Consider the following 25,523-nt stretch of genomic DNA (forward strand, 5'->3'; position numbering starts at 1 on the left):
CTCACTTGAGCTGCTCCAGGTAATGAATAATCGCGATGAGCTCGCCCGACTGCAGCGGCATCTTGGGCATGTTGCTTCCGGGCTTAATGTGCTGGGGATCGGCAATCCAGGCGCCGAGGGTTGCCGAGGACATCGGCAGCGTTCCGGCCGCGATCGTCGTCCTGCTGCCGACATGCGTGAGATCGGGGCCGAGCTGGCCGCCCGCGAGCGTGCCGCGGATCGTATGGCAGAGCGCGCAGCCTCTCGCGCGAAACAGCTGCTCGCCCTGCTTGCCGAGCGTGTCGGTCGGGCTGGTAGCGCTCTGGTTCTCGTGATCCCGCCAGCGCCCGTACTCGTCGGGCGGCAACGCGAGGACCGCGAAGGCCATGTGGGCGTGCTGAAGGCCGCAGAACTCAGCACACTGGCCGCGGTAGACGCCGGGGTTTTTCGCGGTGAATTGAAGCTCGTTCTTCTGCCCGGTGATCAGATCCATCTTTCCGGTCAGGCTCGGCACCCAGAAGCTGTGGATCACGTCGGCGGATTCAAGCTCGACTTTCACCGGCTGGCCGGTCGGAATGCGGATCTCGTTTGCGGTCACGAAGCTCTGATGGGGGCTGTCATCCTCGTATCGGATTTCCCACCACCATTGATGGCCGATGATCTTGAGGGTGAGAGCATGCTCGTCCTTGGCGAACACAGTGCGCTGGCCAGCGTAGCTGACGATCGAGAGACCGAGCACGATGATGAGGGTGACGAGCCCCAACCCGAAGACGACGTAACCGCTGGTCCGTTCAAAGCCCTGATGCAGCGCAAGAGGCTGGTCGGCGTGGCGCTTCCGGCGCAGCAGGCCGATGCACAGGACGACGACGACCGCGGTCCAGATGACGGCTGCGACAATCAGGAAGATGAACAAAGTCTGGAGAATCTGGTTGGATTGAAGTCCCTGCGGGTCGAGCGCCGACTGCCGTCCGGCGCAAGCGGCCAGCGGCAACGTCGCAAATGGCACCAGAGCCGTTCGCATCCGGACAGGCATCGATGTTCGCCGTGCTCCCCTGTTGGAGGGCGAACCGGTCAAACGTATGAAGGTTCCTATAGGTCGTCGGAGCGGTTGGTGTGGAAGGCGCTGGCTTGGTGACGGCGACCCTCCCTTCGGCTCCGGCCTAGAACGGCCATCCTCTGGCCGCGATGAAGATGGCCGCGTCGGCTGCTGCCATCAGCGCTAGCACGATGAGAACGGCGATGATCGCACCGGGCTGCATGATCGCGCGCAGGTCTTCGAGCATCCGTTATCCTCGCCTAGGTGGCTGCGTCGTTCGTCGCCCGCAGCGCTGTACGGCTTCGCGTTCTGGGCCGGCGGACCGCGTTCGTGGGAGCGCGGTTGCCATGACGCTATTGTTGCCCAATGGTGAACTCCGGCTAGATAGGCAGCAATGCGAGCGCACTGCCGGGGTTCCTAACCCCTCGGGATTCGCAGTCCGCCGGAGGGATGCCACTTTGAAGATTGGAGTGATTTCGGACACGCACGGCCTGCTCCGGCCGCAGGTGACGCCCTGCCTCGCCGGCGTGTCGCATATCATTCATGCCGGCGATATCGGTGCCGAGCGCATCCTCGACGAGTTGCGCCGGATCGCGCCGGTGACAGCCATCCGAGGCAATGTCGACGTCGGCACCTGGGCGCGCGAGTATCCTGAGACAACGACCGTACGCCTCGGTGGACATGGCTTTTATGTGTTGCATGATCTGAAGGAGCTGGCCGCGAAGCCCGCGCCCAGCGGGATCAATGCGGTGATCTGTGGTCACTCGCATCGGGCGAGCGTGAGGGTGGTCGACAGCGTCCTTTATCTCAATCCGGGCAGCGCCGGGCCGAGGCGTTTCAGGCTGCCGGTCACGCTCGCAACCATCGAGGTCGGCGAGGCGGGTGAGCTTCGGCCGGTCATCCACGCGCTCGATTGATACGCTTGAAAGGTTGGACCGACGGGCTTGCCGGCGCGCCTAATGGGTATTCGATTTCTGCCATTTCTCGAGATCGATCGGAGGCCGCTTTGGATCAATCTGATCCTTTTCCGGATTACCCTGCCAGGGTTGGTCGGTTTGGCGATGCGTAGGCATGTCGGTCTGCTGCCGCGGATCGTCGGCCGGCGTCTCTCTTGGATCGTGGTCGACCGACTTTGGTGCCTTTGGCATCGTTTCCTCACTCGGCTGGGAATGCAGGGGCTGTCGCCTGTGCCACCAACCCTCCAGAAAATCGGTCGTTCCAGCCGATGCGAGTTGTGGCGATACCAGCTGAACATCACGGCGACGGCTTTGTCGGTGTCCAATCGAGATCAGCGTCATCGTGAGCCTCGGGATCGGGAGCGCACGGTTCGATCTTCAACTCGTCCTCGAGCACGGGGCGTGCGCCGTCGTGTTCGACCAGCCCTGCTTCGTCGGCCTTCTCGAGGGTCTCCTGCTTGGTCGAGAACGTCCGGCTCAGCTTCTCACCATCCTTGAACACGGCATAGGGCATGACAACCTCTCTCGCTTCTGTTGGGCCGTTGAAGTAGGGCGCCGGTGTTGGCCGCCGCGGTGTGCTGTGAAGTCCAAACGTCCCGCCATGTTGCGCCTTCAACATGTGGGCGACAGACGCGTTGGCCGCAGCCTTTGTTCCCAAAGATCCGATCGCGATCTGAATCCGGGACGTCGCGGTCGTTAACGCATGTTATTGCCGGCGCGCGTACAGATTGCGATCCGTGGGTATCAACGAAGCGGAGGCGCAAAATATAGGAACGTCCGAACAGTGCGATGACTTGCCCCGCATCTTTTGCGCTTTTATGTGAGTGCATCAAATGCAAGACGAGAAGTCCAATGGCTTTCCGACATTCGCAGGCATACTTCTCGGGCTTGGGCTGGGTGCGTTCTTCGATGGCATCGTGTTTCACCAGTTGCTGCAATGGCATCATATGTTAAGTGGCTGGTATCCTCTCAACTCTCTCGACAACATCAGGCTCAATACGCTTTGGGACGGGCTATTCCACAGCGCAGCCTACGTTCTCGTGCTCGCTGGCCTCTATTTGCTGTGGCAGCGGGCGCGGAAGGATGGGCTGGACTGGTCGAACGCGCGATGTCTTGGCGCGATGTTGCTCGGTTGGGGCATCTTCAACCTGGTCGAGGGCGTGATCGATCACCAGATCCTGCGGCTACATCAGGTCAACGAGACGGCGCCCGAGGCGCAGCGGGTGTTTTGGGATATCGGCTTTCTGTTGTGGGGAGCTGCGATGCTGGCCACGGGTACCAGTCTGGTGCGCGGAGCGCAGGGGAAAGTTCATGGGCAAGGCGATCTACAGCCTCGTTAGAAGAACACCGCCGGGGCTCGTGTACGCACTCTTCCTGCTGCTGCTCATGCTCGCCACGGCGCCGGCCTTTCGTATTGTTCTATTCGGGCTTTCGTTGGACGATGTCCTTCAGCTGCGCTGCTTCGGATCCGTCTGAGTTTGCGCTTGCTGCTCCAAATACCGCTGCCCGAAGGGCCTCAATCCCGGCGAGGCCATTTCCGCCCTGCCCTCAAAACGGTGGAGGGACGTTCCAATGGGTGTGCCCACGCTGTCCGCAGGAACCATGGCGTTAGGCCTTGCTTATCAACCCATTGGAGATACCTGATGGGCAAGAAGCAATTCGCCGCGCTGCCATTTCGTCTGCACAAATCCGAGCTTCACGTGATGCTGATCACGACGAGACGCAAACGCAGGTGGAGTGTCCCCAAGGGCTCTTTGATGCCCAACACGGAGCCGCACCGCACAGCTGCGCTCGAAGCCTACGAGGAGGCCGGGCTCGTCGGTGTGATCGCGAAGCGCGCGTTGGGTAGCTTCAAGCATCGCAAGCGCAAGGGCGAGCGCAAGCAGACCATGAATGTCGCGGTGTTTCCCATGAAGGTGCATGGCCAGGAGCGCTGGTGGCCCGAGAAGGGCGAACGCGATGCGATCTGGGTCTCGGCCAAAACAGCGGCCCGCCTGGTCCACAAGGCCGAGCTCCGGCGGCTGATCGTGCGCTTTGCGACACGGACGGGGAAGGGCGGGCCTTTCCTCGGTCGATGACGGCCGCTTTAGGAACGCGCCGCCGATCCGGCCATTCACGTGAGATGAACCAGCAACCAGCGGGTCTCATAGCCGAGGAGGCGCCTCACGAAATCCTGGCAGCTGCGATCAGGCGGCGGCGTGCAATCCTGTTTGTCGGCGCCGGCATTTCGATGGCGGTAGGGCTGCCCTCCTGGCAATCCCTGATCGACCATCTGCGGGACGATCTCGGCCTCGATCGCGACGTCATCGATGGGATGCATGGCGGCTATCAGATGCTGGCGGAATACTACCGGCTGAAGCGCGGCGGCATCGGCCCGTTGCGCAGCTGGCTCGACCGCAACTGGCGCGTCGATCCCGAGAGAATCGCGGACTCGAAGCTGCACCGCCTGATCGTCGACCTCGACTTTCCCGTCATCTATACGACCAACTACGATCGAAATCTCGAAAGTGCCTTCGAGGTTCTCGAGCGGCCTTATGCGAAGATCAGCAACGCCAAGGAGATTGCGGGCGCGAGATCCGGCGTGACGCACATCATTAAATATCACGGCGATTTTGACGATGACGCCTCGCTCGTGTTGACCGAGACCGACTTTCTCAACCGCCTTGCCTTCGATTCACCGCTCGATATCCGATTTCGCGCCGACGCTCTTGGAAGCCCGCTGCTCTTCATCGGGTACAGCATGTCGGATCCAAACATAAGGCTGCTGCTGCACCGGATCTGGCAGACCTGGGATGAATCCGGGCACCGCCAGGACCGGCCAAGATCCTTCGTCTTCGTCGCTCAACGCAATCCGGTGCAGGAAGCTGTGCTCGCGAACTGGGGCATCACGACCATTGCCTCACCCGAGGGCGCTGCCGCCGATGAGGGGCTTATCCAATTCCTCGACGACATCCGTCAATGCAGCGTTCGGGAGGCCTGAAGCTGCGCTGCGCCTGCTCAGGCGCCCGTCCGTTGAGCCCGGCGCACGCTGCAGATGCTGTTGCAGTCGCAGGCAAGGCTCAACGCATGCTCCATGTCCAGACGGCCAGCCCGCCATCTCTGCGCCATTGCGACGTCCGAGAGGTCGAAGGATTTTTCGGGCCCGGCCTCCTCCTGGCCTGGTCGATAGCTCAGGAGGTAGATCTGGTCTTCGTGAACCAAACCCTGAAGCTCGGCGCGAAGCCAGCGAGCCTCCGAAGCATGGCGCAGCCGCTGATAAGTCTGGTTGCCGAAGATGAGGTCGCTCTTGCGCTCGGCCGCTGCCTCGAGGCCGTCAGGAACCCGGCCGTCGCGCGCAAAGAGATCGACAACATATAGGCGAAGCGGTGTCCCGCTCTCCAGGATCGGTTCGAATGGGGCGTTCAGTGAGAAGCCTCCATCGCCGAGCCAGCGGTCGGCGATCTGCACAGGGGCAAACTCGGGGAGAAAGCCGCAGCTTGCCAGGATGTGGTCCATCTCGATCAGTGTCGAGGAGGAGTCGAACAGCACCGCATCTCCGCTTTCGAGGTCGGTGGCACAAATGGTGATGCGCGGATCGCCGGCATTCAGGCGCTCGAAGTCGATGAGGTGCCGCAGGCGCTCGCGGGTCGGGCCGAGATCGTAGAGACCGCCGAAGTGAGACGTCGGAACGGGAAGCCTGGGGTGGAAGAACCCGGCATGGCCGAACAAGCGCGTATTGATCGAGCTCAGCCAGGCGAACGGGTGACGACCGGCATTCGGCGCCGCGGATATGTCGCCGCCGCCGCGCCAATAGCTGCGCAGGCTCTGGAGCCTGGTGCGTTCTGGGTTTCCAGCAACCAGCGCGGCCGAGATTGCGCCCGCGGATGAGCCGGCGACCCAATCGATTGACCGCATTCGAGAAGCAAGCGCCTCGAACGCTCCGCCGTGATAGGCGCCAAGCCCGAGGCCGCCGGCGAACACCACGGCATTGAGGGGGCTGTCGGATGTCATTATGTCGTTCGGTCGAGCATGGATTGACTCAGACGACGTGCAATTCGGGCGCCGTAACCGTCACCGATATCCCCTGTGCGCCGTGCATAAGCGTAGCGAGGCAATAGCGATCCTGCGCGGACGCAGCGGTTGGTGAAGCCGGGCTCGTTACGAGCGAGAGGGCGGTCATGAGCAAACAGTTTGTCATCATCATCTTCGAGTTGGAACAATGAACGTCTGCTCCGAGCCGGTGTTCCAAAGCCGCACTCCCAGCGCGCTCCAGGACTTGCCGAGCCGTTAACCTGTGTGAAGCCTCTCGGCCCCAATGACGGCTAGGGTGGCAGCGCAACGGCCCTCGACAGGAAGCAAATGCCGGAACAGTCCGCCAGCCTTAGAAACTTCACCATCAATTTCGGTCCTCAGCATCCGGCGGCTCATGGTGTGCTGCGCCTCGTGCTCGAGCTCGACGGCGAGGTGGTCACCCGTGTCGATCCTCACATCGGCCTGCTGCATCGGGGCACGGAGAAGCTGATCGAGGCCAAGACCTATCTCCAGGCGATTCCGTATTTCGATCGGCTCGATTACGTCGCACCCCTGACCCAGGAGCATGCCTTCTGCCTGGCGATCGAGCGGTTGATCGGGCTTGAAGTGCCGCGGCGAGGGCAGCTCATCAGGGTGCTCTATCACGAGATCAGTCGCATCCTGTCTCATCTGCTCAACGTCACCACGCAGGCCATGGACGTCGGTGCCTTGACCCCACCATTGTGGGGTTTCGAGGAGCGCGAGAAGCTCATGGTCTTCTATGAACGCGCATCCGGCAGCCGCATGCATGCAAATTACTACCGGCCCGGCGGCGTGCATCAGGATCTGCCGCCGAAGCTGATCGACGACATCGAGGCCTGGTGCGATCCATTCTTGCGTGTGGTGGACGATCTCGACCGCCTGCTCTCGCTCAATCGGATCTTCAGGGCCAGGAATGTCGACATCGGCCGAGTCACGCTGGAGCAGGCATGGGCCTGGGGCTTCTCGGGCGTGATGGTGCGCGGATCAGGCGCTGCCTGGGATCTGCGCAAGGCGCAGCCCTATGACTGCTATGCCGAGATGGACTTCGACATCCCGATCGGAAGGAATGGGGACTGTTACGATCGCTATCTCATCCGCATGGAGGAGATGAGGCAGTCTGTTCGCATCATGAGACAATGTATCCAGAAGCTGAAGTCTCCGGACGGGGGAGGTCCGGTCCTCGTGCAGGATAACAAGGTGGCGCCGCCCCGGCGCGGCGAGATGAAGCGCTCGATGGAAGCGCTGATCCACCACTTCAAGCTCTATACTGAGGGGTTTCATGTTCCGGCCGGCGAGATCTACGTCGCCGTCGAGGCGCCGAAAGGGGAGTTCGGCGTGTTTCTCGTGTCGGACGGGACCAACAAGGCCTACAAATGCAAGATCCGGTCGCCCGGATTTGCCCATCTCCAGGCGATGGACTTTCTCTGCAAGGGACACCTGCTCGCCGACGTTTCGGCGATCCTGGGATCGCTCGACATCGTGTTCGGCGAGGTCGACCGCTGAGCGGTCAAAGCCTTGCTCTTGCGAACGGACGACGGGCCGCCGCTATGGCGGCCCGTCCCGCATGGCTTCAGCGCAGCGCGTTCGTGACCGGCGGCTCGTTCATCTGCTCGACTTGCGCACCGCTGTCGGGTCGCGCGGGGCCGAGCACCGGCTCCTGCCCCAGAGGTTCGAATCCGCCCTGGAACGTGAACGTGCCCTTGCCGTCGAGCGAGGGGCCCTCGCAATAGCGCCCCGTCGGCAAGGAATTGCCACCGCGCTCGGTACCCATGAACATGTAGCTGAATTCCGTCGCTTCCTTGCTGCGGTCGAAGCTGTTCGGAATAGGCAGCGACGCCTCCGCTCCCATTTCCTCGATCACTGCGAGCCATTGTTGCTGGTGCATGGTGTCGCGCGCGATGAGATAGCTCAGCATGTCCTGCATACCGGGGTCGCTGGTGGAGTTGTAGAGGCGCACCGCGAGCGTGCGGCCCGTGGACTCAGCAGCCACGTTGCAATACATGTCCGCCGCGAGATTTCCGCTGGCGTAGATGTGCGAGCAATCGAACGGTACGCCGTCGCAATTGGCCGGGAATGCCGACAGACCGGTCGAGAGCAGGTGCCGATGCAGCATTCCTTCGATGACGTGCCGTGGCCTTTCGCCGCCGTTCATGACGGCGCCGACGACCGGATTGGCCTGCATCGTGGTCTCTTGCATTGTTGCCGGGGCTTCCTCGAGATTCAATGCGACCGCTGTTGCGAGCATCTCGATATGGCTGATCTCTTCCGTTGCCGTGTTGAGAAGGACATCGCGATATTTCGCAGGTCCGCGCGCCCCCCAGGCCTGAAAGAAATACTGCAGACAGACGCGTATTTCGCCTTCGACACCGCCAACGGCCTGTTGGAGTTGGCGGGCGAAGATAGGGTCGGGCTTCTCGACCTTGACGGGATATTGCAGTCTCTTGTCGAAGTAGTACATGCGCAGCTCCTTTTCTGTAGTGGCACATCTGCGCAATGAAGGCTGTGTGGTTGCGTTCCTAAAACAGTTCGCGCGGAGTCTGGACGCTTTCTAATTTGCCGTTGTGCAAGACGAAGGCGGCCCCGGCAGTCGGGAGGATCTGCCGGGGCCGCTCTCGCGCGCATCGTCTGGAAGGAAACAGACAGAGGCGCGCGATGATGTCGTCTGGTGTCGCGGGACGTTACCGCTCGATCATGTGCCGCCTGCACCGTTCGCAGGCGCTGCATCGTCTGCAAGGGCGTCGCGGGGAACGGCGACTTCATCGAAACTGTCAGCCAGCGCATCCAGTGCTGAACGCATCAGCGGACCCTGCATGGCCGCGCCGTGGCCGGTGATGACGACCTCGGGAGCGAGCGCGGCCAATTCGCGCACCGATTCCTTCGCACTCTTCCAATCAGGCGTGAAATACATCGGCGGCCCATGCATCTCGGGCGACTGCGTGACGGCCGAATACACGGATTCCTGGCGCGTGGTGATGAAGGCATCGCCGGCGATCAAGACGCGATCGCGCGATCGCCAGAGCGAGACATGTCCGGGAGTGTGGCCGGGCGTATGGATCCAATGCCACTCCTGCATATAGGGCACGCTGTGATCGTTGGGAAGATCGTAGAGGCGGGATGCGACATTGACCGGGCTGGTCGGAAACAGCGGCGAGATCAGCGCGAGTAGTCCGCCGCCGGCGCCCGGGTTTGCAGGCGGGTAGGAACGGCTGCCATCGAGATAGGGATGTTCGGCGGCATGCGCATAAACCGGCACATCCCATTCGTTTGCCAGCGTCTCCAGCACGCCCACGTGATCGAAATGACCGTGAGTCATGATGATGCAGGCAGGCCTGCCGCTGCCGCCGAAGCGCGCACGCGCGGCGGACCGGATGGCCTGAGCCGAGCCCGGAATGCCGGCATCCACCAGCACCCAATTGCCGTCGCCGGCATTTTCGAATCCGACGAAAATCACATTGACGATGGCGAGCTGGCGGTAAGCCACGTCGGCTACGATCTGCCGCGTATTGTCGTTGCGGTCGAAGTCGAGATTTGGATATTCGGCCTCTGCCGCGGAGGGAAGGGGTATTTGTGCCATGTCCTGCCAGCCTGATGTTCTTTGCCTTACCGTTCGATCGTGCCCATCCGCCTGATCTTCTTCTGAAGCAGCATCACGCCGTAGAGCAGCGCCTCGGCCGTCGGCGGGCAGCCGGGAACGTAGATGTCGACCGGAACGATGCGATCGCAGCCGCGGACGACGGAATAGGAATAGTGATAATAGCCGCCGCCATTGGCGCAGGATCCCATGGAGATCACGTAGCGCGGCTCCGGCATCTGGTCGTAGATCTTGCGGAAGGCAGGTGCCATTTTGTTGGTCAGCGTGCCCGCGACGATGATGACGTCGGACTGCCGGGGAGAGGCCCGCGGGGCGAAGCCGAAACGTTCGGCGTCATAGCGCGGCATCGACATCTGCATCATCTCGACGGCGCAGCAGGCGAGCCCAAACGTCATCCACATCAGCGATCCCGTGCGAGCCCAGGTGATCAGCTCCTCGGCCGTGGCGGTGAAGAACCCCTTATCCGCGAGATCGTCGCGGATCTGCACGAAATAGGGATCGGAGGCGTTGGCCGGCAGCCCTTCGCCCGGACGTACGAGACGATCTTTGGAAATGGCCGTATCGGTGATGTCGATCATTGATTGCCCTGGAGTCGCCGACATTGCGAACCCGTCGGCACGTTGCGGAAAACAGTCCGTTCCTCGGAGTGTTCCTACATCGGGCGGCCGTGTTTGATGTTGTGCTATCGCAGGTTAGCGCCGGGTCCAGGTTGGGAACATGCGGGCTGCGCAACAATGGCGCAAGCGAGCGATCAGGACGATCGTGCCGGTCGCGCTTGGCAAGGAGCAGTCAACTGGAGCTCAAGAAATGGGGAGCGCGACACGCTCGTGCGGAGCCCGGGCGGCGGTTTTGCTCTGTCGCGACATGATGCACATAGCCGCTTCAGCGCGACCATGGCGCGGGAGCAGCGTTCGCAAGGGCGTTCTCGGCTTCAGGCGATCCGCGGCGCCAGATCCGAGCGAATTTCCGCTTCCAATCCATGTCGATATGATCCTAGAAGAGCCAAGCGGCCGGACGCCTTGCCAACCGAACTTCACGGTCCGTCCGACGTCATGCGAGATCAATCGGATTAGAATACACCAATATAATGAATGCCTTAGACCGTAGATTTTCCGTCGCCCCCATGATGGATTGGACTGACCGGCACTGCCGGGTGTTCCACCGCCATCTGACGCGACGGGCGCTGCTCTATACCGAGATGCTGACGACCGGCGCCATCATTCATGGCGACCGCGAGCGGCTGCTTGGGTTCGACGCGGTCGAGCATCCGGTCGCGCTTCAGCTTGGCGGGTCGGATCCGCACGAGCTGGCGCAGGCTGCGCGGATCGGCGAGGCGTTCGGCTACGACGAGATCAATCTCAACGTCGGCTGCCCATCGGACCGCGTGAAGGACGGCCGCTTCGGCGCCTGCCTGATGGCGGAGCCGGAGCTGGTGGCGAGATGCGTCGAGGCGATGAAGCGTGCGGTCGCAATTCCCGTCACGGTGAAGTGCCGCATCGGGATCGACGACCAGGATCCTGAAGTGGCGCTCGATGCGCTCGCCCGCGCCGTGGTCGGCTCCGGCTGCGATGCGCTGATCGTGCATGCCCGCAAGGCCTGGCTCAACGGCCTGTCGCCGAAGGAGAATCGCGACATCCCGCCGCTCGATTATGACCGCGTCTATCGGCTCAAGCGCGCGATGCCCGGCGTGCCCGTTATCATCAACGGCGGTATCCCCGGCGTGGACGAAGCGAAAGCGCATCTCGAGCATGTCGATGGCGCGATGCTCGGCCGCGCCGCCTATCAGGAACCATGGCGGCTGCTCTCCGTCGACCAGGAGATCTTTGGCGAAGCGGCTCCGCATGAGTCCATGCAGGCGGCGCTCGAAGCGATGATGCCCTATATCGAGCAGCAGCTCGCACGCGGCACGCGGCTGCATGCGATCACGCGGCATTTCGTCGGCGCCTTTCATGCCGTGCCGGGTGCGCGGGCCTTCCGCCGCCATCTGGCCGAGCAGGGCACGCGGCCCGGGGCCGGCGGCGATGTGCTGAGCGATGCGATCGCCAAGGTCGCATTCGGACAGGCTGCCTAGCAGATGCACCCGGTGACGCCGCCCTGTCCCAATCGCTGGGGACAGACGGCGGCGCCGGAACGCGCTAAGAGCTGATCCGAACCCGAACGGCCGCGTCAGCGCGAAGCGTCGGGAATACAGCAAGGGAGCGACGCTTGAGCACCGCGCCACGCATCGACATCGATCCTGCCGCCTTCTGGGCCGATCCCTATCCAATGCTGGCAAAGATGCGCAAGGAGGCGCCGATCGCCTTCGTGCCGCAGCTCGGCTCGACGCTGCTGACCAGCCGTGACGACATCTCGATTTCCGAGAAGCAGATCGACGTGTTCTCCTCGCACCAGCCCGCCGGGCTGATGAACCGCCTGATGGGCCACAACATGATGCGCAAGGACGGCGAGGCGCACCAGGTCGAGCGCCGCGCCATGTTCCCGACGGTGTCGCCGAAGACGGTGAAGGCGCACTGGACCGCACTATTCCAGGCCCATGCCGATCGCATCATCGATTCGATCGCGCCCGGCCGGCTCGACTTCATGCGCGACTTCGCGCTGCCGTACTCGGGCGAATGCCTGAAGTCGATCACCGGCCTCACCAATATCGGCTTTGAGGACATGGATGCCTGGTCGCAGGGCATGATCGAGGGCATCGCCAACTATGCGGGCGACCCCGATGTCGAGGCGCGCTGCCATGCCGCGACGTCGGGCATCGACGCTGCGATCGACGACATCCTGCCGGTGATGCGCAAGCATCCCGACCAGAGCATCCTCGGGGTTCTCCTTTCCTCCGGCATGCCGATGGAAAGCGTTCGCGCCAACGTCAAGCTCGCGATCTCCGGCGGGCAGAACGAGCCGCGCAAGGCGATCGCCGGCACGATATGGGCGCTTCTGACCCATCCCGAGCAGCTCGATCTGGTTCTGAAGGGCGACGTGACCTGGCTGCAGGCGTTCGAGGAATATGCCCGCTGGATCTCGCCGATCGGCATGTCGCCGCGCCGCATCGCCAAGCCCTGGAGCATCCGCGACGTCGCCTTCGAAACCGACGAGCGTGTGTTCCTGATGTTCGGCTCCGCCAATCGCGACGAGAAGCACTTTGAGCGCGCCGACGAGTTCGACCTGCGCCGCGACCTGACCAAGAGCGTCGCGTTCGGGGCCGGCCCGCATTTCTGCGCCGGCGCCTTCGCCTCCCGCGCCATGATCGCCGACGTCGCGCTGCCGACATTGTTCGCGCGGGCGAAGAAGCTCGAGATCGCCGATGACGAGCCGGTGCGGATCGGCGGCTGGGCGTTCCGGGGCTTGCAGAACTTGCCGGTGCGGTGGCACTAGCGGACAAGGCTGGATTCTCCGCTTTCGCGGGGAATGACGCCGAAGCGGACGGCCCTCACATTCGCGTGCGATAAAAATCCCTCTGTATCGTCGCAGCCGCTTGAAAGATTAATCATGCGCACTGCCGCGTGCGCAGTGCTCGCATCGCTATTTTTCCGGACGTCTCGACACCGCCGACAACCCGCACCATCATTCTCCCATGTCAAAGAGCAACGGCCGCACGCGGCCGGGAGTGCGGAATGCAACGTCGTGACTTTCTCAGGCTGTCGATCGGAACTGCGGCCGCTGCAGCGATTGCCTCGCCTGCAATCGCGCGGGGCGCGGTGAAGGAAATTCGTATCGGCTACCAGAAGACCGGCGTGCTGGTGATCGCGCGCCAGCAGGCTGCCCTGGAAAAACACTTCACACCGCAAGGCATCGACGTGAAGTGGATCGAGTTCTCCTCGGGCCCGCCGATGATGGAAGCGATGAACGTCGGCAGCGTGGACTTTGGCGCGGTCGGCGATTCCCCGCCGGTGTTCGCACAGGCCGCGGGCGCCGCGATCGTCTATGCCGCCGGTCAGCCCATCACCAATGGGCAGGGCATCCTGGTGCCCAAGGACTCGTCGATCCGCGACATCGCGGACTTGAAGGGCAAGCGCATCGGCTTCACCAAGGGATCCAGCGCCCACAACGTCGTGGTGCAGACGCTGGAAAAGGCCGGCCTCGCCTATGCCGACATCGTGCCGGTGTATCTGACGCCGCCGGATGCGGGCCCGGCCTTTGCCAATGGCAGCATCGAGGCCTGGGCGATCTGGGATCCCTACTTCGCGATTGGCGAGACCAAGCAGAACGGCCGCATCCTGATCAATGCGCGCGAGGTCACCAAGACCAATTCCTTCTTCATCGCCAACCGCGAGTTCGCGAAGAGCCACGGTGCCATCCTGCAGCAGATCGTCGAGGTCACAGCTGCGGCCGGCCAATGGGCCGAGCAGCATCGCAACGAGGTCGCCAGATCGCTCGCCGCGATCACCGGCGTTCCCTTGGATATCCAGACCGTCGCTGCCAACCGCGCGAACTTCGTGATCGGTCCCGTCACCGACGAGATCGTCGCGACCCAGCAGGGCGTCGCCGACCGCTTCTACAAGCTCGGCCTGATCCCGAAGCCGATCGTCATTCGCGACATCGTCTGGCGCAGCCCGGCGGCCTGACCGTGCCGACCGATCTTCCTATCCATAAAGGTCTGAACATGAAGCGCATCGTTCAACGCGTGATCGAGGCAATCGTGCTGTCGATTGGCATCGTCGCGGCCGCGGTCGGCACGAGTTACGGCTAGGGCACATCCATGAGCAAGTCCAATGCCAACATCCTCTGGTTCCTGCCGACCCACGGCGACGGCCGCTATCTCGGCACCGGCATCGGCGGCCGCGAGGTCAATTTCAATTACCTGCGCCAGATCGCGCAGGCCGCCGATCAGCTCGGCTATTTCGGCGTGCTGCTGCCGACGGGACGGTCCTGCGAGGACTCCTGGATCGTCGCGTCCAGCGTCGCGCCGTTCACCGAGCGCCTGCGCTATCTCGTCGCCGTCCGTCCCGGTCTGCAGTCGCCGAGCGTCGCCGCGCGCATGACCGCCACGCTCGACCGCGTCACGGGCGGCCGGCTGCTCGTCAACGTCGTCACCGGCGGCGATCCCGTCGAGAACAGGGGCGACGGCGTCTTCCTGGGCCATGACGAACGCTACGAGGTCACCCGCGAGTTTCTGGGCGTCTACAGTGATCTGCTCGCCGGCAAGACCGTCGATGTCGGGGGCAAGCACATCCGCATCGAGGGCGGCAAGCTGCTGTTTCCCCCCGTTCAGTCGCCGCGCCCACCGCTCTATTTCGGGGGCTCCTCGGATGCCGGCATCGACGTTGCCGTCGACACCGTCGACAAATATCTCACCTGGGGCGAGCCGCCGGCGCTGGTCGCCGAGAAGATCGCGAAGGTGAGGGAGGTCGCCGCCGCGCGCGGCCGCCAGCTCTCTTTCGGCATTCGCCTTCATGTCATCGTCCGCGAGACCAACGAAGAAGCCTGGCGTGCCGCGAACGAACTGATCAGGCATGTCAGCGACGACACCATCGCGCTGGCGCAGAAGAACTTTGCCCGTATGGACTCGGTCGGCCAACAGCGCATGGCGCAGCTCCATGGCGGCAAGCGCGACAAGCTCGAGATCGCCCCGAACCTGTGGGCCGGCGTCGGCCTCGTCCGCGGCGGCGCCGGCACGGCGCTGGTCGGCGACGCCGAGACGGTGGCGGCCCGCATCAGGGAGTATCAGGATCTCGGCATCGATACCTTCATCATGTCGGGCTACCCGCATCTCGAGGAAGCCTATCGCTTCGCCGAGCTGGTCTTCCCGCTGCTCTCGCTGGAGCAGCCGAGCAACGTCACGAAGCTCCACTTCAACGGCGGTCCGTTCGGCGAGACCGTCGGCAGCGATTTCCGTCCGCAGCACCGGGTGTCGCAGTCATGAGCCTGATCGACAGCATCTCGCTTCCGCGCAGCTTCCGCCTGCCGCGCGTCGACGGCCTGATCCAGTGGATCGTGCCGCTTGCCATCATCGCGATATGGCAGGTCGCGAGCGTCACCGGCTTCGTGCCGACGCGCGTGCTGCCGGCGCCGAGCGACGTCGTGCTCGCCGGGTGGAAGCTGCTGCTCTCCGGCGAGCTCGTCCGCAACATCTGGGTCTCGTTCTGGCGCGCCTCGATCGGCTTCCTGATCGGCGGCAGCATCGGTTTCGCCTTCGGCCTCGCCAACGGCCTGTCGCAGCTCTCCGCGAAGCTCACCGACACCACGCTGCAGATGGTACGCAACGTGCCGCATCTGGCGCTGATCCCGCTGGTCATCCTCTGGTTCGGCATCGACGAGAGCGCAAAACTGTTCCTGGTCGCGCTGGGCGTGTTCTTCCCGATCTACCTCAACACGCTGCACGGCATCCGCACCGTCGATCCGCAGCTGATCGAGATGGGGCGCATCTACGGCATGACCGACGGCGAGCTGTTCCGCCGCGTCATCTTTCCAGGCGCGCTGCCTTCGATCTTCGTCGGCATCCGCTTTGCGCTCGGCATCATGTGGCTGACGCTGATCGTGGCCGAGACCATCGCGGCCTCATCGGGCCTCGGCTACATGGCGATGCAGGCGCGCGAGTTCATGCTGATCGACGTCGTCGTGCTCTCGATCCTGATCTACGCCCTGCTCGGCAAGCTTGCCGACAGCGCCTCCCGCGTGCTGGAGCGCCTGACGCTCGCCTGGCACCCCGCCTTCCAGAAACATTGAGCGAAAGTACTGGGAATCACATGCAGACAGCGCTTCGTACCTCCCTTCCCGAGACCGAGCTTCCCAGCCGCGCCAATTTCGCCCCTCACGCCCGCGTGGTACGCGAGGAGCGGCAAGACGAACGCGGAGTTCAGGCCAGCGGCCTGCCGCTCAGCATCCGGGGCTTGCGTAAATCCTTCGGCAGCAACGAGGTGCTGCGCGGTATCGATCTGCACATCCCCGCCGGCCAGTTCGTCGCCATCGTCGGCAAGAGCGGCTGCGGCAAGAGCACCTTGCTGCGCCTGATCGCCGGCCTCGACAAGATCGACGCGGGCAGCATCAGCTTCGGCCAGGAGATTCAGCCCGAGGACATCCGGGTGATGTTTCAGGAGCCGCGGTTGCTGCCCTGGGCCCGCGTGCTCGCCAATGTCGAAGTCGGCCTCGGCCGCGATCGCGCCTCGCAAGACGCGCATGCGCGCGCCGACAAGGCGTTGACCGAGGTCGGTCTCACCGACAAGCGCGACCAATGGCCTTCGGTGCTGTCGGGCGGCCAAAGGCAGCGCGTTGCGCTTGCCCGCGCGCTGGTCTCCCGCCCGCGCGTGCTCGCCTTCGACGAGCCGCTCGGTGCGCTCGATGCGCTGACCCGCATCTCGATGCAGCGCCTCTTGGAGCGCGTCTGGCGCGACCAGGGTTTTACCGCGATTTTGGTGACGCACGACGTCGCCGAAGCCGTCGCGCTGGCTGATCGCGTGCTCGTGATCGAGGAGGGCCGCATAGCTCATGACGTCGTGGTTAACGCCGACCGGCCACGCCAGCGCGGTTCGGTCGAGCTCGCGGGCCTCGAAGGCTCGATCCTGAGCCACCTGTTGTCGACGGACGATCGTACCTAAATAAAGGGAACCCCGCTTGCCGGGAGCGGTGCCATGAATGTAGTGCCCTGCGATCTCATGACTGAAATCCCCGTCTCGCCCGCCGATTTTCGCGGCGCCATGCGCCACCTCACCGGCGGCGTCAGTGTCATCACCGCCGGGCGGGGCAAGGACATCACCGGCATGACGGTGACCTCGGTGACCTCGCTGTCGGTCGAGCCGCCGACGCTGCTGGTCAGCATCAACCGGGATGCCTCGTCCTTTCCGTTGATCAAGCGCCACGGCGCCTTCGGTGTGAACATCCTCAACGCCGACCAGCTCGACATTGCCGAGCGCTTTGCCGGCAAGGGCGGGCTGAAGGGCGCCGATCGCTTCACAGGCGCCAAATGGGTGACGTTGGTCTCCGGCGTTCCGCTCCTGGCCGGCGCGCTGTCGGCCTTCGATTGCGAGGTCGAGGAGATCGTGGAGCGCCACTCCCACGGCATCGTCATCGGCCGTGTCAGGGACATCAGGAGCTCGACGCGCACGGCGGCGCTGGCCTATTGGCACGGCCAGTATGTGGCGGTCGACCAGGACGAGGACGCCGCAAGGCTGGCCGATGTCAGCCTTCCCGCGCGCGCCCCGCGCAGCGTCTGATCGCCAGGGGCAGGATCCCCACGCTGGCGTTTTTCCTCTCATCGCTCTAGAAGCGCCGGGAGCCTGCCGTTGCGGGCCAGCCATGGAGCGGATCGATGAAGCGCATCGCGACCTTCGCCTTCTACGCCGTCGGCGCGCTTGCGATCGTCTATCTCGCGCTCTACGCCTACGCGATGTTCTCGGGCCAGCCGGTGATCATCCCCGGCGATCCCATCCACATCTTCCGCAAGCCGGATGCACCGAGTTATTCGTGATCCCGGTCATTCCGGGGCGCGCGGTAGCGCGAACCCGGAATCTCGAGATTCCGGGTTCGCTGCTTCGCATCGCCCCGGAATGACGACGGCATTCATCCCCTTAAGATCGCCAGCGCGAGCGCCTGCGCGCGCGGCACGATGCTGTCGAGCTCGAGATATTCCTCCGGCGTGTGTGCGAGGCCGCCGACCGGCCCGAGGCCGCAGATGGTCGGCGTGCCGACCGCGGCGGTGAAGCCGGAATCGGCGCAGCCGCCGGAGAACTCGCCCTGCAGCGTGGTGAGGCCGACCTGCCGTGCGGCTGCCTGATAGCTTTCGAACAGCGTCCTGGATTCCGCACTCTGCACCACCGGCACGAACTCGCCCTTGATCGTCAGCGTTGCGCTGGAGCCCGGCACGTAGGAGGTCGCGACGATCTGCTCGATCGCTGCCATCACCCTCGCACGGTCCGCCGGATCGACATAGCGCAGGTCGATCTGACCCTCGGCGTGGGGTGCCGTGGTGTTGACGGACTGACCGCCCGAGACCAGACCGACATTCAGCGTGATGCCCTTGTCGAGATCGGTCAGCGCGTGGATCTGCACGATCTTGTGCGCGAGCTCGCCGATCGCGCTGATGCCGGCAGCGAAGTTGGCGCCCGAATGCGCGGCCTTGCCGGTGATGCCGAGATGCATGAAGATGCCGCCCTTGCGTCCCGTGACGACGTTGCCGGTGGGCCGGCCCGGCTCGGAATTGAACACGGCGCGGGCGGCGCGGCCCTCGCGCTCGATCACGGGGCGCGAGGAGGGCGAGCCGATCTCCTCGTCCGAGGTGATCAGCAGCTTGATCGGATGCGGGTTGCCGCCGAATTTGTGGAAGGCGGTTGCCACGAACACGTTCATGACGAGGCCGGATTTCATGTCGGCAACGCCGGGTCCGTAGGCGCGGCCATCCCTGATGGTGAACGGACGGCGCCCGGCCTCGCCCTTGCCGAACACGGTGTCGCGATGCCCCATCAACAGCACCGGCTTCTCGTTGCTGCCGGGCTTTGCCACCTCGGCATGGATCGCATCGCCGAAGGTGGCGTTGGCCTCGCGGCGGCACGGAATGCCGTGCTCGGCAAAATGCCGCTCGAACCGCGCACCGACCGCATCGACGCCGTCCTTGTCATAGGACCCGGAATCGATGTTCACGACATCGCGGAGCAGATCGACCATCGCCTGCTTCTGCGACGCCAGCCAGTCCGTGATTTGAGCTTCAGACATATGGTCCCTCGCGTGGTTTATCAGGCGGGTTTATAGAGCCTGACGCCGCCGCCACCTAGTCGCGGAATGCGGTGCGGCCATGTCCACCGCCGTCGTCCCCGCGAACGCGGGGACCCATAACCCCGGGGAGGACTTTGGCGAAGACTGGTCGCTTGGCACTGCTACCGGCCGCCATCGACAGATTCCGCGGTATGGGTCCCCCCGTTCGCAGGGACGACACCTTGGACGTCGCGCCAATTCTGCATTGCCGCCGCAAGAAAATGCCCGGGACCAGCCCGGGCATTTCGCATCTCTCAATCTTCGAAGGCGCCGCTCACGCCCCCATCGCCGGCATCCGCGGATATTCGCCGGGGGTACCCGCCGGCGGGATCGGAATGCCGCCGTCGGAATATTCGTTGAGCTTGTTGCGCAGCGTGCGGATCGAGATGCCGAGGATGTTGGCGGCATGGGTCCGGTTGCCGAGGCAGTGCTTCAGCGTCTCCAGGATCAGGTCGCGCTCGACATCGGCCACGGTGCGTCCCACCAGCGCGCGCGTCACCTGCTCGGCGGCCATGGTGGCGTGGGCCACGGCGGGGGGCGTCTTGGCGAGGTCGAGGCGGTCGCCGTCGGGCGTGATGATGGCGTCGGCACCGATCTCGTCGCCCTGCGCCATCAGCACCGCGCGGTGCATGGTGTTTTCGAGCTCGCGGACGTTGCCCTGCCAACGGTTGGCCGAGAGCACGCGGCGCGCTTCCGCCGAGATCGGGCGTACCGGCACGCCGTTGGCTTCGGCGTATTTCTTCACGAAATGCTGGGCGAGCTCCAGAATGTCGGCGGGGCGCTCGCGCAGCGGCGGGATCTTCAGGTTGACGACGTTGAGGCGGAACAGCAGGTCCTCGCGGAACGTGCCCTCGCGCACCGCTTCCGCAAGGTTGCGGTTCGAGGTCGCGATGATGCGGATGTCGACCGGTACGGGCTTGGTGCCGCCGACGCGGTCGATCACGCGCTCCTGGATGGCGCGCAGCAGCTTGGATTGCAGGCGGACGTCCATCTCCGAGATTTCGTCGAGCAGCAGCGTGCCGCCGGTGGCCTCCTCGAACTTGCCGATGCGGCGCGCGATCGCGCCGGTGAAGGCGCCCTTTTCGTGGCCGAACAGCTCGGATTCCAGGAGATGCTCGGGGATAGCCGCGCAGTTGATCGAGATGAAGGGACGCTTGGCGCGCGCCGAGCGGGTGTGGACGTAGCGCGCCAGCACTTCCTTGCCGGTGCCGGACTCGCCGGTGATCATCACCGAGGCGTCGGAGCCCGCGATCTGCTGCGCCAGCTTGATCACCTTCGCCATCGCCTCGTCGCGATAGACCAGCTCGCGGGAATCGTTGGCGACGGCGGCCAGCACCGCGGCGATCAGCTCGGGATCGGGCGGCAGCGGGATGTATTCCTTGGCGCCGGCATGGATCGCCGCGACCGCGGCGCGGGCGTCGTTGGTGATGCCGCAGGCGACGATCGGAGCGTGGATGTGCTCGGCTTCGAGCCGCAGCACGAGGTCGCGGATGTCGAGGGCGACGTCGACCAGCAGGAGATCGGCGCCCTTGCCGCCGCGCAGCACCCGCATCGCCTGCTCGTGATCCTCGGCATGGGTCACGGTGGCGCCGTTCTCCATCGCGATCTTGGTGGCGGTTGTGAGCTGGCCCTTCAATGTGCCAACGATGAGAAGCCGCATGTCAGTCTCCTGTCCGTCTGGTCGCGCTGCTGCGCGTCATGTCCTTGCGTGTCGTGTCAGCCGCGTTCGGCCTTGATGATTTCCGTCATGGTGACGCCGAGCTTGTCCTCGACCAGGACGACTTCGCCGCGGGCGACCAGCTTGTTGTTGACGTAGATGTCGATGGCTTCGCCGACGCGGCGGTCGAGCTCGAGCACGGTGCCGGGCCCGAGCTTCAACAGCTCGCTGACGTCCATCTTGGAGCGGCCGAGCACAGCCGAGACCTGTACCGGCACGTCGAACACGGCTTCGAGGTCGGCGGCGGCGCGCGCTGCATATTCGTCCTCGTTGTAGCCGATGTCCGTGCCGGTGGGCGGCATCGGGCCGTTGAGATCGGGCAGCGGGACCTGTCCGTCGGTGTCGCTCATGGGTTAACTCCCCCTGCGGGACGCGACATAGCGTCCAACCATTTCGTCGATCTTGGCCGCGATGGCGCCGCGCTCCAGCACGACGCCGCCATCGGCCCATTCGATCCGGCAGTCGCCGGTGGCAATCTCCGGCTCGGCCAGGATCACCAGCCGGCCCTCGAAGCCGCTCTGCTTGGCGAGCCGCTCGATCTTCTCGCGGGCGGCGTCGTAGAGCGCATCGTTGATGCGGACGACGAGATGCGGCGTCGCGACCAGATGCGAGAAGCAGTCCTTGACCAGCGCCACGATCTCGCCGAGCGGCTCGGCGGCGACGAGGTCGGCGCAGAGCTTGCGCGCGACCGCCACCGCGACGTCGACCGCCTCGGTCTCCATCTTGGTTTCGATGTTGCCGATACCGGCGGCGATGCCGCGGACGCCGATGTTGATCTCCTCCATGGCGAGCGCGACGCGGCGGTCGCTCTCGGCCTTGGCTTCGCGCTGGCCGGCGGCAAAGCCGTCCTGATAGGCGCGCGCCTCGGCTTCCGCGACCTTCTGGGCGATTTCGGCCGCGGTCGCAGCCTTCTCGCGCGTCGCGCGCTCGGGCGCCGCGAAGTCGGTGTCGAACAGGAATTTCGCCGGAGCGGCCATCAATACACCAGTTCGTCGTCGGCGCGGTTCTTGGTCAGCATGATCTCGCCCTTGGCGGCGAGGTCCTTGGCGAGGTTGACCAGCAGCGCCTGGGCCTCGTCGACGTCGCGCAGGCGGACCGGGCCCATCGCCGCCATGTCGTCCTGGAGCATCTTGGCCGCGCGCGAGGACATGTTGCCGAAGAAGAAGTTGCGGACGTCCTCGTTGGCGCTCTTGAGCGCGACGCCGAGCTTGTCCTTGTCGACGTTGCGCATCAGGGTCTGGGCCGATCCGGAATCGAGCTTGACGAGGTCGTCGAAGGTGAACATCAGCGCCTTGATGCGCTCGGCGGATTCCCGGTTGTCCTCCTCCAGCGAGGTGATGAAGCGGGTTTCGGTCTGGCGGTCGAAATTGTTGAAGATTTCAGCCATCACCTCGTGGGCGTCGCGGCGGCGGGTCTGGGACAGGTTGGACATGAATTCGGTGCGCAGCGTCTTCTCGACGCTCTCGATCACCTCCTTCTGAACCGCCTCCATCTTCAGCATGCGGTTGACGACGTCGAGCGCGAGGTCCTCGGGGAAGATGCCGAGCACGCGCGCGGCATGCTCCGGCTTCAGCTTCGACAGCACCACCGCGATGGTCTGCGGATATTCGTTCTTGAGGTAGTTGGCGAGAACCTCTTCCTGCACGTTGGAGAGCTTCTCCCACATGTTGCGCCCGGCGGGGCCGCGGATCTCGTCCATGATGCCGTTGACGCGCTCCGGCGGCAGGTATTGCTGCAGCAGGCGCTCGGTGGCGTCGAAATTGCCCATCAGCGCGCCCGAGGCCGACATGCGCGAGACGAATTCGAGCAGCATGTCCTCGACGGTGTCGACCTCGACGGTGCCGAGCGTCGACATTTCCAGCGAGAGCTGGCGCACCTCGTCGTCGTCGAGCAGGCTCCAGATCTTGCCGCCATATTGCTCGCCGAGCGCGAGCATCAGGATCGCGGCGCGCTTCGGCCCGGACAATGGTTCGGCCGGCTTGCCGTCCTTGGCCCGGGTGTTGGCGCGCTGACCCAGCGTGGAGATCACGCTGGTGATGTCGTTGCTGTTGGCGTTTTGCAGTGCGGCGGCCATGTCAGATCATTTCTCGTGCTATTTTGCGGATTCGCTCAGCCATTGGCGGACGATGGCGACGGTTTCGTTGGGGTTGCGCTCGGCGAGCTCGCCGACGCGGTGGACGGACTGGGCGTGGACCTGGCCCTGGATGGTGGCGACGTCGATCGCGCTGGCGGCGCCGCTCGGCAGCAGCGGCTGGGCGGACGGCGCGGATTCCTCGGAAGCCGCCGGACCGCTGAGGACGCCGGAGATGGCGGCGGCGACGTCGTCGGAGGCGAGAATGCGCTTGACCAGCGGGCGGATCACCAGGAACAGCACGATCAGGCCGAGCAGCATCATCACGCCGAGCTCGACGAAGTACATGACGTCGTCCTTGGTGAACTGCAGCATGCCGAGAAGGCCGCCGGGCTCGCCGATGGGAGCGGTGGAGGGCGCATCGGCAAAGCGCAGATTGACGACTTCGACCTGGTCGCCGCGCTTCTGGTCGAAGCCGATAGCCGAGCGCACCAGCGTGGCGATGCGGTCGAGCTGCTCCTTGCTGCGGTCCTGATAGGCCAGCTCGCCCTTGTCGTTCTTGGAATAGATGCCGTCGACCAGCACCGCGACCGAGATGCGATTGACCCGGCCGGCCTCGGTCACCTCGGTCTTGGTGGTGCGGGAGATCTCGTAATTGTTGGTCTCCTCGGTCTTCTTGCTCTGGTCCTTGGCCGTCGGGCCGCTGTTCTGCTGGTTGCCGGGCAGCTCGTTGTTGACGGTGACCTGGCCGTTGTTGTCGGCGGTCATGCTCTGTTCTTCGCGGGTCTGGCTGGAGCGCAGCACCCGGCCTTCGGGATCGTACTTGTCCGAGGTCTGCGTGACCTTGTTGAAGTCGAAATCGGCGGAGAGCTGCACGCGGGCGCGGCCGGAGCCGACCACGGAGGAGACGATGTCCTCGACCTGCTTGCGCATCCGCTTCTCGAACGAGATGCGGCGCTCGTCGCCGACCGCCTGCTCCGGATCGGCCGCCGCGCCGTCGGCGAGCAGCTGGCCGGCCTCGTCGACGATCGAGACCCGCTGTGGCTTCAGGCCGTTGACGGCGGAGGCGACGAGGTGGCGGATGGCGCGGATCTGCTGGGCTTCCAGCGAGCCGCGGACGCGCACCACGATCGAGGCCGACGGCTCCGGCGCCTCGCGCGCGAACAGCGGGCGCTCCGGCAGCACCAGGTGGACGCGGGCGGCCTGGATGCGGTCGATGGCGCGGATGGTGCGGGCGAGCTCGCCTTCCAGCGCGCGAAGGTGATTGATGTTCTGGACGAAAGAGGTGGTGCCGAGCGCGTCGGACTTGTCGAACACCTCGTAGCCGACGCCGCCGCCCTTGGGCAGGCCGCCCTCGGCGAGCTTCATCCTGAGACGCGTGACCTTGTCCTTGGGCACCATGATGATGGAGCCCTCGTTGCGGATCTCGAACTGGATGCCCTGGCGTTCCAGGTCCTTGATGATGCCGGAGGAATCCTCGACGCTGAGGTCGGTGAACAGCGTCGTCATCTGCGGCGTGGTGACGCGCATGATGACGAACGCGAAGAAGCCGATGAGCGCGGCGGTGACCGCGATCATCGCCCCGAATCGGGCGGCGCCGATACTCTTCAGAAAGTCCGCAAGACCTTGCAAGCAACCGCCCCAACAGATTCGGCCGCTTTCACCGGAAAGGCCGACTGGGCAATTATTGCCTAGGGGATGGTTTCGATATGGTTAACGAAGGTTAAGAGGTCGGACAAAAGTCGCGCCAAAGTGCGATATGAAAAAAATCGGCCTCGCTTTGCGAGGCCGATTTTCGTCAAAAGCCGCAGATTTCCGGGATCGCCTACTGGCGATATTGCTGGATACGGGTGGTGCGCAGACCCGCCAGACCATGCTGGTCGATGGAAAACTGCCAGGAGAGGAATTCGTCGACCGTCAGGGTATAACGGCTGCAGGCCTCCTCGAGCGAGAGAAGTCCACCACGGACAGCGGCGACGACTTCGGCCTTGCGGCGGATGACCCAGCGTTTGGTGCCGGGTGCAGGCAGATCCGCGATCGTCAACGGACTGCCGTCCGGCCCGATGACGTATTTTACCCTCGGGCGATGGGGTTCTGTCATGGCGTACTCACAAACTCTCAACCACTGAACTCACATCCGTAACCCTACGCCCGGCGGCTTAAAAATCCGCTAAGCCTAAGGCTTCAATACAATTCTCGTTGAAAATGCTGAAACGACGCCGTGTCGGCCGGCGGGACGGTGGCATCCGGGCCGGTCGAGGGGGTCTTGTTAATACTTTACTAACGAATGGAGCCCGAGCGCGTCGCCGCAAGACCCCCAAGGTCGTCCCTGCGAACGCAGGGGACCCATACCGCGTGATTCCTCGATGAGACGTGGGTCGCAGTACCGAGAATGACTTCCTAACTACGAGCCTTGGCCAAATTGCTTCCTGTGGTTATGGATCCCCGCGTTCGCGGGGATG

At 64.2% G+C, this 25,523-nt stretch carries 30 protein-coding genes; 15 read left to right on the forward strand and 15 right to left on the reverse strand.

What is annotated here, in order from left to right:
* Position 1 precedes the first annotated feature (1 nt).
* Together coxB and ACETMP_RS29580 are read right to left on the reverse strand one after the other, a co-directional pair.
* On the reverse strand, positions 2-985 hold the full coding sequence (gene coxB / locus ACETMP_RS29575; RefSeq protein ID WP_375158890.1) for a cytochrome c oxidase subunit II: 984 nt from the start codon (positions 983-985) through the stop codon (positions 2-4).
* Positions 986-1,139: 154 nt separating this feature from the next.
* Complete coding sequence (locus ACETMP_RS29580) at positions 1,140-1,262, reverse strand: hypothetical protein (protein WP_283810574.1); 123 nt, start codon at positions 1,260-1,262, stop codon at positions 1,140-1,142.
* Between the two features lie 223 nt (positions 1,263-1,485).
* On the opposite strand from ACETMP_RS29580, the gene ACETMP_RS29585 reads away from it, so the two are divergent.
* A complete protein-coding gene (locus tag ACETMP_RS29585) occupies positions 1,486-1,932 on the forward strand; it encodes a metallophosphoesterase family protein (protein WP_375158891.1) in 447 nt (148 codons plus the stop codon).
* A 39-nt stretch (positions 1,933-1,971) separates the two neighbouring features.
* Here the strand turns inward: ACETMP_RS29585 and ACETMP_RS29590 are convergent, their stop codons facing one another.
* Together ACETMP_RS29590 and ACETMP_RS29595 are read right to left on the reverse strand one after the other, a co-directional pair.
* Positions 1,972-2,313, reverse strand: coding sequence for a hypothetical protein (locus ACETMP_RS29590; protein WP_375158892.1), 342 nt, complete (start codon positions 2,311-2,313; stop codon positions 1,972-1,974).
* The gene (locus ACETMP_RS29595; RefSeq protein WP_375158893.1) at positions 2,270-2,485 is read right to left on the reverse strand and encodes a hypothetical protein; all 216 of its coding nucleotides are present in this window, start codon (positions 2,483-2,485) and stop codon (positions 2,270-2,272) included. Before ACETMP_RS29595 ends, ACETMP_RS29590 begins: the two co-directional genes overlap by 44 nt.
* Before the next feature lie 319 nt (positions 2,486-2,804).
* Between ACETMP_RS29595 and ACETMP_RS29600 the strand changes: the two genes are divergently transcribed.
* The 4 genes from ACETMP_RS29600 to ACETMP_RS29615 all read left to right on the forward strand — a co-directional run bounded on the left by ACETMP_RS29600 (position 2,805) and on the right by ACETMP_RS29615 (position 4,951).
* On the forward strand, positions 2,805-3,311 hold the full coding sequence (locus ACETMP_RS29600; protein ID WP_375158894.1) for a DUF2243 domain-containing protein: 507 nt from the start codon (positions 2,805-2,807) through the stop codon (positions 3,309-3,311).
* Entirely contained in the window at positions 3,283-3,447 is a 165-nt protein-coding gene (locus tag ACETMP_RS29605) for a hypothetical protein (protein ID WP_375158895.1), read from the forward strand. Before ACETMP_RS29600 ends, ACETMP_RS29605 begins: the two co-directional genes overlap by 29 nt.
* A gap of 167 nt (positions 3,448-3,614) precedes the next feature.
* On the forward strand, positions 3,615-4,049 hold the full coding sequence (locus tag ACETMP_RS29610) for an NUDIX hydrolase (RefSeq protein WP_375158896.1): 435 nt from the start codon (positions 3,615-3,617) through the stop codon (positions 4,047-4,049).
* 44 nt (positions 4,050-4,093) lie between these two features.
* Positions 4,094-4,951, forward strand: coding sequence for an SIR2 family protein (locus tag ACETMP_RS29615; protein ID WP_375162025.1), 858 nt, complete (start codon positions 4,094-4,096; stop codon positions 4,949-4,951).
* Positions 4,952-4,968: 17 nt separating this feature from the next.
* Here ACETMP_RS29615 and ACETMP_RS29620 read toward each other — a convergent pair whose 3' ends face one another.
* Entirely contained in the window at positions 4,969-5,961 is a 993-nt protein-coding gene (locus ACETMP_RS29620; protein ID WP_375158897.1) for a patatin-like phospholipase family protein, read from the reverse strand.
* Positions 5,962-6,309: 348 nt separating this feature from the next.
* Here ACETMP_RS29620 and ACETMP_RS29625 point away from each other — a divergent pair, with 348 nt between their 5' ends.
* Complete coding sequence (locus ACETMP_RS29625) at positions 6,310-7,506, forward strand: NADH-quinone oxidoreductase subunit D (RefSeq protein WP_375158898.1); 1,197 nt, start codon at positions 6,310-6,312, stop codon at positions 7,504-7,506.
* A 67-nt stretch (positions 7,507-7,573) separates the two neighbouring features.
* Here ACETMP_RS29625 and ACETMP_RS29630 read toward each other — a convergent pair whose 3' ends face one another.
* The 3 genes from ACETMP_RS29630 to ACETMP_RS29640 all read right to left on the reverse strand — a co-directional run bounded on the left by ACETMP_RS29630 (position 7,574) and on the right by ACETMP_RS29640 (position 10,173).
* Positions 7,574-8,461 (reverse strand): manganese catalase family protein, encoded by an 888-nt coding sequence (locus ACETMP_RS29630; RefSeq protein WP_375158899.1) that lies wholly within the window; start codon positions 8,459-8,461, stop codon positions 7,574-7,576.
* 231 nt (positions 8,462-8,692) lie between these two features.
* Positions 8,693-9,577, reverse strand: coding sequence for an MBL fold metallo-hydrolase (locus ACETMP_RS29635; protein ID WP_375158900.1), 885 nt, complete (start codon positions 9,575-9,577; stop codon positions 8,693-8,695).
* A 26-nt stretch (positions 9,578-9,603) separates the two neighbouring features.
* Positions 9,604-10,173 carry a NuoB/complex I 20 kDa subunit family protein gene (locus ACETMP_RS29640; RefSeq protein ID WP_375158901.1) on the reverse strand — a complete coding sequence of 190 codons (570 nt, stop codon included), beginning with the start codon at positions 10,171-10,173 and terminating at the stop codon, positions 9,604-9,606.
* A 509-nt stretch (positions 10,174-10,682) separates the two neighbouring features.
* On the opposite strand from ACETMP_RS29640, the gene dusA reads away from it, so the two are divergent.
* The 9 genes from dusA (at position 10,683) to ACETMP_RS29685 (ending at position 17,993) form a co-directional block, all read left to right on the forward strand.
* Positions 10,683-11,666: a tRNA dihydrouridine(20/20a) synthase DusA gene (gene dusA, locus ACETMP_RS29645; protein ID WP_375158902.1), complete on the forward strand. Its 984-nt coding sequence runs from the start codon at positions 10,683-10,685 to the stop codon at positions 11,664-11,666.
* Positions 11,667-11,800: 134 nt separating this feature from the next.
* Positions 11,801-12,964 carry a cytochrome P450 gene (locus tag ACETMP_RS29650; RefSeq protein WP_375158903.1) on the forward strand — a complete coding sequence of 388 codons (1,164 nt, stop codon included), beginning with the start codon at positions 11,801-11,803 and terminating at the stop codon, positions 12,962-12,964.
* A 239-nt stretch (positions 12,965-13,203) separates the two neighbouring features.
* On the forward strand, positions 13,204-14,154 hold the full coding sequence (locus ACETMP_RS29655; RefSeq protein ID WP_375158904.1) for a sulfonate ABC transporter substrate-binding protein: 951 nt from the start codon (positions 13,204-13,206) through the stop codon (positions 14,152-14,154).
* A 2-nt stretch (positions 14,155-14,156) separates the two neighbouring features.
* Entirely contained in the window at positions 14,157-14,279 is a 123-nt protein-coding gene (locus ACETMP_RS29660; RefSeq protein ID WP_375158905.1) for a hypothetical protein, read from the forward strand.
* 9 nt (positions 14,280-14,288) lie between these two features.
* Positions 14,289-15,452, forward strand: coding sequence for an FMNH2-dependent alkanesulfonate monooxygenase (gene ssuD, locus ACETMP_RS29665; RefSeq protein ID WP_375158906.1), 1,164 nt, complete (start codon positions 14,289-14,291; stop codon positions 15,450-15,452).
* Positions 15,449-16,255 carry an aliphatic sulfonate ABC transporter permease SsuC gene (gene ssuC, locus ACETMP_RS29670; RefSeq protein WP_375158907.1) on the forward strand — a complete coding sequence of 269 codons (807 nt, stop codon included), beginning with the start codon at positions 15,449-15,451 and terminating at the stop codon, positions 16,253-16,255. Before ssuD ends, ssuC begins: the two co-directional genes overlap by 4 nt.
* Before the next feature lie 20 nt (positions 16,256-16,275).
* The gene (locus ACETMP_RS29675) at positions 16,276-17,124 is read left to right on the forward strand and encodes an ATP-binding cassette domain-containing protein (protein WP_375158908.1); all 849 of its coding nucleotides are present in this window, start codon (positions 16,276-16,278) and stop codon (positions 17,122-17,124) included.
* A gap of 33 nt (positions 17,125-17,157) precedes the next feature.
* Positions 17,158-17,739, forward strand: coding sequence for a flavin reductase family protein (locus ACETMP_RS29680; RefSeq protein WP_375158909.1), 582 nt, complete (start codon positions 17,158-17,160; stop codon positions 17,737-17,739).
* 95 nt (positions 17,740-17,834) lie between these two features.
* Positions 17,835-17,993: a hypothetical protein gene (locus ACETMP_RS29685; protein ID WP_257176840.1), complete on the forward strand. Its 159-nt coding sequence runs from the start codon at positions 17,835-17,837 to the stop codon at positions 17,991-17,993.
* 92 nt (positions 17,994-18,085) lie between these two features.
* Here the strand turns inward: ACETMP_RS29685 and ACETMP_RS29690 are convergent, their stop codons facing one another.
* The 7 genes from ACETMP_RS29690 to ACETMP_RS29720 all read right to left on the reverse strand — a co-directional run bounded on the left by ACETMP_RS29690 (position 18,086) and on the right by ACETMP_RS29720 (position 25,162).
* On the reverse strand, positions 18,086-19,234 hold the full coding sequence (locus ACETMP_RS29690; protein ID WP_375158910.1) for a M20 family metallopeptidase: 1,149 nt from the start codon (positions 19,232-19,234) through the stop codon (positions 18,086-18,088).
* Between the two features lie 313 nt (positions 19,235-19,547).
* The gene (locus ACETMP_RS29695) at positions 19,548-20,933 is read right to left on the reverse strand and encodes a sigma-54 interaction domain-containing protein (RefSeq protein WP_375158911.1); all 1,386 of its coding nucleotides are present in this window, start codon (positions 20,931-20,933) and stop codon (positions 19,548-19,550) included.
* Between the two features lie 56 nt (positions 20,934-20,989).
* Positions 20,990-21,340, reverse strand: coding sequence for a flagellar motor switch protein FliN (fliN, locus tag ACETMP_RS29700; RefSeq protein WP_375158912.1), 351 nt, complete (start codon positions 21,338-21,340; stop codon positions 20,990-20,992).
* 3 nt (positions 21,341-21,343) lie between these two features.
* Positions 21,344-21,967, reverse strand: a complete 624-nt coding sequence (locus ACETMP_RS29705; protein WP_375158913.1) for a FliH/SctL family protein — start codon at positions 21,965-21,967, stop codon at positions 21,344-21,346.
* Positions 21,967-23,064, reverse strand: coding sequence for a flagellar motor switch protein FliG (fliG, locus tag ACETMP_RS29710; RefSeq protein WP_375158914.1), 1,098 nt, complete (start codon positions 23,062-23,064; stop codon positions 21,967-21,969). Before fliG ends, ACETMP_RS29705 begins: the two co-directional genes overlap by 1 nt.
* Positions 23,065-23,082: 18 nt before the next feature.
* On the reverse strand, positions 23,083-24,693 hold the full coding sequence (gene fliF / locus ACETMP_RS29715; protein ID WP_375158915.1) for a flagellar basal-body MS-ring/collar protein FliF: 1,611 nt from the start codon (positions 24,691-24,693) through the stop codon (positions 23,083-23,085).
* Between the two features lie 193 nt (positions 24,694-24,886).
* Entirely contained in the window at positions 24,887-25,162 is a 276-nt protein-coding gene (locus tag ACETMP_RS29720) for a DUF1153 domain-containing protein (RefSeq protein ID WP_002714638.1), read from the reverse strand.
* Positions 25,163-25,523: the final 361 nt, after the last annotated feature.

Origin of the sequence: Bradyrhizobium dasycarpum (assembly GCF_042019905.1) — a bacterium.
GTDB classification, from domain to species: domain Bacteria; phylum Pseudomonadota; class Alphaproteobacteria; order Rhizobiales; family Xanthobacteraceae; genus Bradyrhizobium; species Bradyrhizobium japonicum_B.